6 protein-coding genes are annotated in these 8,578 nt (G+C 52.6%); 2 read left to right on the forward strand and 4 right to left on the reverse strand.

Annotated features, from left to right (window positions below; genetic code table 11):
* Positions 1-196 precede the first annotated feature (196 nt).
* Positions 197-3,055, forward strand: a complete 2,859-nt coding sequence (locus OLTU_RS19940) for a 7TM diverse intracellular signaling domain-containing protein (protein WP_141734523.1) — start codon at positions 197-199, stop codon at positions 3,053-3,055.
* A gap of 8 nt (positions 3,056-3,063) precedes the next feature.
* On the opposite strand, the gene OLTU_RS19945 is transcribed toward OLTU_RS19940, so the two are convergent.
* The 4 genes from OLTU_RS19945 to OLTU_RS19960 all read right to left on the reverse strand — a co-directional run bounded on the left by OLTU_RS19945 (position 3,064) and on the right by OLTU_RS19960 (position 7,404).
* Entirely contained in the window at positions 3,064-3,612 is a 549-nt protein-coding gene (locus tag OLTU_RS19945; protein ID WP_141734524.1) for a lysozyme inhibitor LprI family protein, read from the reverse strand.
* A gap of 247 nt (positions 3,613-3,859) precedes the next feature.
* The gene (locus tag OLTU_RS19950; protein WP_141734525.1) at positions 3,860-5,380 is read right to left on the reverse strand and encodes a hypothetical protein; all 1,521 of its coding nucleotides are present in this window, start codon (positions 5,378-5,380) and stop codon (positions 3,860-3,862) included.
* A 491-nt stretch (positions 5,381-5,871) separates the two neighbouring features.
* Entirely contained in the window at positions 5,872-6,273 is a 402-nt protein-coding gene (locus OLTU_RS19955; RefSeq protein WP_141734526.1) for a DUF2384 domain-containing protein, read from the reverse strand.
* Positions 6,274-6,609: 336 nt separating this feature from the next.
* Positions 6,610-7,404, reverse strand: a complete 795-nt coding sequence (locus OLTU_RS19960; RefSeq protein WP_141734527.1) for a hypothetical protein — start codon at positions 7,402-7,404, stop codon at positions 6,610-6,612.
* A gap of 440 nt (positions 7,405-7,844) precedes the next feature.
* Between OLTU_RS19960 and OLTU_RS33365 the strand changes: the two genes are divergently transcribed.
* Positions 7,845-8,578: hypothetical protein (locus OLTU_RS33365; RefSeq protein ID WP_218110150.1), on the forward strand; the 734-nt coding region annotated here is incomplete at its 3' end.

Below are 8,578 nucleotides of genomic sequence, written 5' to 3' on the forward strand. Positions count from 1 at the left end.
TGAGTCCCATACTCCGACTTTGCCTGCCCCCACGCGCCAGCGCGGGGGTTTTTTTTGACCCCCCGGGTTCGCCAGCCATATAACCTCCTGCAATCATTTGAACGAAAGAAAGCTACATATCTATTTGTACTAATGGTTTTCAGCAGTTATCCGAAACCCAAGGATATATCACCCACTTCCAGTTTTTGAGAAGCGTATGAAGTACCTTTGGATAGTCCTGGCCTATTTATTCCTTGCCGGAAACAAAACGGAAGCCGTCGATCGAGGTTCTGTCCGGGACGGTGTCCTCGACCTAGGAACTCTCTCCATCGATCAGCCTTTGGAGCTGCGGGGTGACTGGGAATTTTACTGGAGCCAGCTTTACGAGCCGAATACGATTGATTCGGCTGACGCAAGGAAATCGCTCATTCACGTCCCCGGACTATGGTCTCAAGGCGCAACGGAATATCCTATTATGGGTTATGCAACCTATCGACTGCGGGTCGTGAACGCCCCAAAGGCCCCGATCGCCCTCTATTTCCCTGCATCCATCTGGTCTTCATCCCGCATCTTCGTGGAAGGAAGGGAGATCGCCCGGTTTGGAGTCGTTGGGACGGATGCCGCTACATCCAAGGGAGGAACCGGGCAGAAGCTCTACGACTTCACCCCTCAAGGCTCCGCGTTTGACATCATCGTGCAGGTCGCCAACTTCGAGATTTTTCTTTGCGGGATCACTCAACCCATCGTCATGGGGCCCTTGGAAGCCTTAACCAGCAATCATGCCCGCACTTTGTCGATTGACCTCTTTATCATTGGCGCTCTTTTCATCATGGGCATGTATCACATATGCCTCTTTCTCCTGAGGCGTGAGGATCCATCCCCGATTTGCTTTGGTACACTCTGTCTTACGACCAGTCTTTATCTGGCATCAGCGCGAAACGGGGCTTTGCCTTTGTTCTTTCCCGAACTCGGATTTGACCATCGCCTTCGCATTTATAATCTTGCCTGGATCGCCGGAACTTCAGCCTTTGCCTGGTTTGCTTATCACTCATTCCGCACGACCTATTCCCGTTTTGTGCCCCGCGCCGTCAGCGCCATTACCTTCGTGTACTACGGTCTTATCCTGGGGACGGACGCCCGGATTTTCGTGGGATGGACAAACTATTACCATGCCGTCGTGCTTATGATGGCCCTATATTCCGTGGTGGCTATCGTCAGGGCCCGCTTCAAGAAGGTGGAAGGAGCCTCCGCCTTCCTGTTCGGAGTCTTCATCCTTCTGGCGACGACAGTCAACGATATTCTTTCCATACGGCAGCTCATCAAGACCCCCATGTTCATGGGTCTCGGCGTCTTTGGTTTTATCTTCTGCCAGTCCTATATGTTAGCCATGCGCTTCTCGATGGCCTTTGCCCGGGTCAAAACCTCGGAAAAGGAAATCCGTGCGCTATCCAAGGACCTCGAGAGCGAGCGGGATACCGTGGTCGCTCTGAATACCAACCTGGAACGCATCGTTGATGAAAAGACGCGGGATATTCGCTCCATCATGGAGCATATTCCTCTTGGAATTTTCATGATAAAGTCGGACAAAAAAATCCATAAGGATCACTCACGGCATATCCACGAAATATTCCCGGTCCATGACATGGAATCCTGCGTCGCGACCGATCTGATCTTTTCGAGCAGCAGCCTGACGTCCGATGATAAAAGCCAGGCCATCAGTACCATCGAGGCCTCCCTCGGTGAGCACATCGTCAATTTCGAAGCGAATGCACATACGCTGCCGTCCGAATTTCAAAGGGCCACCGTCGATGGCAAGGACAGGCACTTCGAGCTCACGTGGAATGCCATTGAAAAATCAGACCTCAGCGTCGACAAGATTCTTGTCACCATGCGCGATGTGACGGAAATTCGCAAGTTGCAGGAACGCAGCAAGGAGCAGCAGGAGGAGCTTCAGTTCATCGGGGAAATCATCAGCGTCCCGGCCCCCAGATTCCTCCGATTCATACAGTCATGCCGCGAGCTCATCCAGGAGAACGAAAAACTGATCCGTTCGCAAGGGGTGGAACGGAGGAACTTTGAAGTCCTGAAGCTCCTTTTCATCAATATGCATACGATCAAGGGTTCGGCCCGATCCCTCTATTTCAAGCGCATGACCCGGGTCTTCCATGACGTCGAGCAGTACTATGCTCATCTTCAAAAGGAGAGACAGGCATCCTGGGATGTTGAGAAGATGGCCCAGGACCTGAGTGAAGCTCGCAAGATCGTGGAGCTATATGAAAGTCTGGCCAAGGAAAAGCTCGGCCGAAGCTCGGAGCAGACGCACTTCGTGGAATTCAGGATCGAGCATGTCGAGGCGATTTATCGCAACCTAAGGGAATCCACACGCGGAAAAGAGTTGCCGGGCGATGTTCTGGCAAGCATTGATCAGATTCAGACGCTTTTCCATCACAAGATCTATAAGGACGCGAACGATGTCTTTCATGAGATCTTCGGTTGCCTGGCGGTTCTTGCAAAGGACTTGCACAAGGAGCACCCCGAGGTCATCCTGGAAACGAATGGCATTCTCCTGGGTGAGCAGGCCGATGAGCTTTTCCGCAACACGTTTGTCCATTTACTGCGGAACGCGATGGATCACGGCATCGAGTCTTCGGCTGAGCGGATCAAGGCAGGGAAACCGCCCAAGGGTACCGTGAGCATCACCATGCAGAGGCATGACGATATCATGCGGCTGACGTACCAGGACGATGGCCGGGGCCTCCACATGAAAAAGATCTTCGAAATAGGTTTGGCCCGTGGTCTGCTCAAGGCTGCAGATGCCGCCCATGGCAGTAAGATAGCCGGTTTGATATTCGACTCCGGTCTTTCAACAGCCAACCAGGTGACGGACATTTCGGGCCGAGGGGTCGGCATGGATGCTGTCAAACGGTATATTCAGGAATGCGAAGGCGATATCAGGATTGAACTCCTTGAGGATCGGAAGACCAACCCGGATTACTGCCCTTTCCGCTTTGTGATGGATCTGCCGTTCCATATGTTTGATGATGATCAGGACGTTATCGGCAGGGCAGCTGCATAAGACAGCTTCTAGTGTTCGATCAGTGACATCACCAGGGTAAAGGACTTTCCTGGTGGATATTTGTGGATGATCTCTTTCACGGCGAATTGGACTCCTATCTCGTGCTGATAGAACTCCTTTTCGTAAGTTTCCTTGAGCAGATAATAGTAGGTCGGCCCCCTTTTCCCGACAAAGCTGACTTCGTATTTCGCCCCCGTGTCTACTTTTTGCAGATTGATATTGAGCTTACCGCAGTTGAGATACCGGGAAATCACGCGCACAGCGTAAAAGCCCTCGTCTCCATTCATCCCGCGCACCATGGGAAGAAAGCATTCGGCGTCCGGTAACAGAGGTTCGGCGGGTCCATCATGCTTTTCATAAATGGCCCCGAATATGCGCGCATACTGCTCACGCAAGCAGTTGCCCAGGGCCGTCTGATTATTGCAGCTGTCCCGTTCCTTCAGCCAACTTTGGTATTCCTTTTTGAAGGCACCATCATTTTTTTTCTGGACATAGGTTTTGGCCAGTATCAGATCCCAGCGGGCGAACTCGTCGTCCTTGCAGATTACTTTTTCCACGTTGCTTCGGGCGTTCTGACAGTCAAAAGATGGTTTCGTGTGGGCAAATGATAGTGAAGCCAGCAGGCAAGCAGGGATCAGGCACAAACTCTTCATCAGGGTCTCCCTCACGTGGTCTTAACCCTGACTTGTTTGCCATAATGCTCGATCTATTGGCCAGTGAATTTCTGGAAATGGCGCCGGTGGCCTGATGCCATCTCACGGCTGTGATCGCAGCAGTCGATTACGGCCGTGAGACGGGCGTAGGTTACTTCAGGAAATAAGGTGTCGCCACCGCACTGCGGCATTGCCAGTTGAAGCTGCGAAGCTGGCCGACTTCTCCCTGGTTTGAAAAACCTTGAACAAGCTCTCTGGCTACTTTTTCCAGACCGGCATCCTGCTTTCCACCATGATGCCAGGCCATGGCCACGACATAGGCACTCTCGCCCCAGTGTTCATTATAAGGATCGACCTCACCGCGTTTTTTATCCATTCCCATCCAGTAATAGGGCTTGCCATTGGCATCCCGTCCTCGTTGGGCGATCACGCGTCCGAGCTTGACGATGGAATCCCGCACGGCCGCAGCACGGCTGCCTCCAAGCTCGGTGGCATAGGCATCCAGGCCATCGGCGAGGATCGCGCTCATCCAGGGACTACAGCCCGGATAGCCATATTCCTCATCGTGAGACGCAGCGGTATGCGCAAAGCAGCGGGCATCAGGTTGGCTGTTGCCGTAGTCATTTGAGTTTTGCAGGGCGAGGAAGGCGTCGACATCTTCGTTGGCTCGTTCTGTGAATTCAGCGGCCTTGTCATCAGAAACCAGAGCAGCCCAGACATTGGCGAGAAGTTGAAAGCCGGCATGGCGCTCGGTCCAGAAACCTCCTGAATAGCGGGGTTTCCACAAGAGATTGATGCTCGTTGCGATATCCTCAGCGCTTTCGCGGTATCGCTCATCACCCGTGAGGAGGTAATGAATCGCCATGTTTTGAGCATAGTAGTATTTCAAATCCTTGGACTTGCCTGGTACGGCGATGGTGAGGGATGATCCACTGCCGCGAATCCCGCTGCGATAGATTGAGGTTTCCCGATAGGCGCTCGTCAAGGGACCGATGTTTCCGGTGCGGGCATAACCTCGGTACATGACGGTGCCGCGGTCATAGAGCCAGACGTCGGCGGTGCTGCTTTTGGCTTGAAACGCATCAACATCGTATTTTGCGTAATCGCAGAGCTTGTCCCATGCTTCGAACGGTGTCCCGCGCACGCTCTCTGAAGTCACGAGCGGACCTAAGGCGCCGCTGGCGCTCAACCATGAACCTGGGAGCGTGGCCCATACGCGGGGTATTTCCGCTCCATTCGATTCCACCAGTGTGTCGGCGACGGGAATGGCGGTGATATCAGGTGTGCCTGGGGCTTTGCCGATGTGGACGATCACCGAGGTTTTTTCACTGATTTCTAGTTCGAACTGTATCTGCACACTGCGGATGCTTCCATCCGGATAGAGGGCAAGCGAGTGACGGGCCGTGGGCAGCTCGACGTCATTATGAAGAACCTGAACCAACGCAGCATCTTTCAGCTGCCCTGGAAGCAAAGGAACTGCGAAATTAATCCGTTGCCGTCCTGATACACCTGATCGCGGTTGGAGTTCAACCGTCAGGGTATTGGTATCAATTTTGCTTTCGTCATTGGCCTCAAGGGCTTTCGTTTGACTCCTGTCCGCGAGACCGCAGGAGGCTATCAGAATGGGTCCAAACAATAACAAGCCGCATTTCAGTACCTGAATCTTCAACATGATTCGCTCCTCAGTTCGATGACGCTCCATGGCGTCGGCCCGATTCTGGATTTACCGCAATCCACGAATCGTTCCTTGCCCAAGGCTTTGGTTTCAGGAAAAAAATTCACGTGTCGGCTTGGAGATTGACCGGAATTCCGTCACCAGCCTTGTAAAGCGTCGAGTTTATGAACAGGCAGCCTGTCGTGAAGATTGGTAGCATTGCATGGGAAATAACGCAAGAGCAGTCAAAGTCTGACGCAGGCGGGTGACAGGTGATGGAAAGTGTTGATCCAGGCCGTCAGGAATCTACGGCAGTTCATATCGCTCCACAGCGAATATTGACTTTGCTTCTTCATCGTCTTTCACATAGAAGCAAAAGTTCAGCCCCTCTCCTGAGGGATCGGCCGTTGACGGGAAGCGTATGCATGCATTCGGCCTGGAATCGGTTCCAGTCCTTCTCAGAAAACTCTGCAATTTTTTCAAAAGAGACGTTGGAGCTGATCTTGATCTTAGATCGATTTGAAGGTTTCCGAGTCATTGATCAGGTTCTCTTGAAATTCGTAGACGGTGGAGCCGTTTCCGCCCATCACAAGGGAAAATGGCGTCATGTTATAGAATCTACGGCTTGGCGAAAAAAGCCATTCCATGACCGCTTTTTCATCGCCTTCAAAGAGAACGAAAGCATTATCGATCACACGGGTCAGCTCCCTCAGCCTTTGTTGAATTTTCTGGGGAATCCGAACCTTTTCCTGATAGAGGGTCGATCGATTGACATCCAGTTCCCGCGCCATGGCCTTTGCTGTGAAGCCGGCAAGAGCTGAAAGTCGACGTAGCGTCTCACCACGAACGGCGGTTTGAGCCGGATCCGCCCACAGCTTTATCCTGACCCGAATCTTTTCAGCGTTTTGCATGACATTGTCCTCATAAGCCGATTCAACCTGGCCTCAATTTCAATGATGCCACAAGTCTTATCGGATGACACAATCCCCAAGGGTTGGGAGGGAATATGGGGACGGCTTCACGGCAAGCCCGGGGGGCCCGTTAGGCAATTCAATGTTTTACCAAGCGCGTGAGCTCGTTGAGTCCCAGTCGCCTTCGTCCAATTCCTGGCTTGAAGGAGATGATGCTGGTGAAAGAAGCGTCTGAGTTTGTGGAAGAGGTGGAGTGATGCGTAGGATTCCCGGGCGTGACGGGAACAAGAAACCCCGCCTCGCAGCGGGGTTTGTGATTTCGTGAGAGCTTGGGTGTTAATCTTCGGTTTTGAAGCCATATGAAAGTGGGACTTGAAGTGGCAACGAAACGCTGTCCGGAAAACTATAAGATTTTGTTATTGCGTAGGCATCGAGTGGAGTGTCTGCACCCAAGACGGTACATGTAGCGTCTGCGGCGCGAAGCGACTTCATGACTACGCCCGACTCCAAAGTCTCTGTACCTTGGGTAATAACATATCCGGATTCTGATGTTCGCAAAATAGTTCCGCCGGGAAGGGGTCTATTTACGTAGCAGGTACCGCTACAGGTTGTATCAGTATAAGCACACACAAAAACCCTATCGATTTCCATTATCACGCCGCTGCTATACATTGCTGGCAACACGTACTCACCAGTTTGCAAGTTGATTCGGGCAAAACCACCATTTGGAAAGAGAACGAGACCAAGCGAGGCTTCCATCAAGACACCTATGCTTTTGCTGTTCTTATCAAAAATCCAAATCCCCGAATTTGCAGGCGATCCTGCTTCACCAATTTCGCCCTTTTCGCCCTTTTCACCCTTTTCACCCTGGTCGCCTTTTTCCCCTTGGTCACCTTTTGATCCCGTGATTTCGACGAATGACGTTCCATTACAAACATAAAGTTTTGATTGCTCTTCGACCCAATACACGCGGGACATCTCTTCAACCGAACACGTTGGAAGATCGGTGGGCGTTGCCACCACAGTAGTCAGAGCAGAAAGGTCATTTTCCTTACTTTCTTTCTTCCCACAAGATGTCAGGAAGAGACTAGACATGATCACACCGGTTAACACATGGTTTGCAGCTCTCATCGAAATTTCTCCCACTCTTATTTAGTAAGCACCTGCCAGGCGCATGCACCATTACACACACAACCCTTGAAAGCAGATGTAGAACTAATGCCGTCTCCTACCGCGTATACAATCATTCCTGCTGTTGTTGGGGTGCAAGCTGGGATGGGAGGGTTACCACTCCCGACCTTGGTAATACTATCCTTACCAGGCTCACCTTTATCACCTTTGTCACCTTTTGGACCCTGAGGACCAGCGGGACCAGCAGGACCAACTTCACCAGCTACACCCTGAGGACCTGCAGGACCGACATCACCCTTGGGACCCTGAGGACCAGCAGGGCCAACAGGACCAACTTCACCAGCTACACCCTGAGGACCTGCAGGACCGACATCACCCTTGTCGCCTTTGGGACCGGCTTCACCTTGTGGGCCCTGAAGACCAGCTTCACCTTGTGGACCTTGAGGACCAGCAGGACCAACTTCGCCTGCAAGACCCTGAGGACCGGCTTCCCCCTGATCACCCTTATCGCCTTTGTCACCTTTGGGACCAGCAGGACCAATGGGACCAACATCACCAGCCACACCTTGTGGACCCTGAGGACCGGCTGGACCCATTTCACCTTGATCGCCTTTGGGACCAGCAGGACCCACGTCACCTTGATCACCTTTTGGACCCTGTGGACCAGCAAGTCCTTGTGGGCCTTGCGGACCGATTGGACCTACTTCACCCTGTGGACCAGCGAGACCTTGTGGACCTTGCGGGCCGACAGGACCCACTTCACCCTGATCACCTTTGGGCCCTTGTGGACCAACAGGACCAACTTCACCCTGGTCACCTTTTGGACCCTGGGGACCAACTGGACCCATTTCACCAGCTACACCCTGTGGACCAGTTTCACCTTGTGGGCCCTGTGGACCAGCAGGACCAACTTCACCCTGGTCACCTTTTGGACCCTGGGGACCAACTGGACCCATTTCACCAGCTACACCTTGTGGACCAGTTTCACCTTTAAGGCCTTGAGGACCAGCAGGACCAGTTTCACCCTGTGGACCAGCAGGACCAACTTCACCTTGGTCACCTTTTGGACCCTGGGGACCAACTGGACCCATTTCACCAGCTATACCTTGTGGACCAGTTTCACCTTGTGGACCTTGAGGACCAGCAGGACCAACTGGACCCATTTCACCAGCTA

This window comes from Oligoflexus tunisiensis (assembly GCF_001748245.1).
Classification (GTDB): Bacteria; Bdellovibrionota_B; Oligoflexia; order Oligoflexales; family Oligoflexaceae; genus Oligoflexus; species Oligoflexus tunisiensis.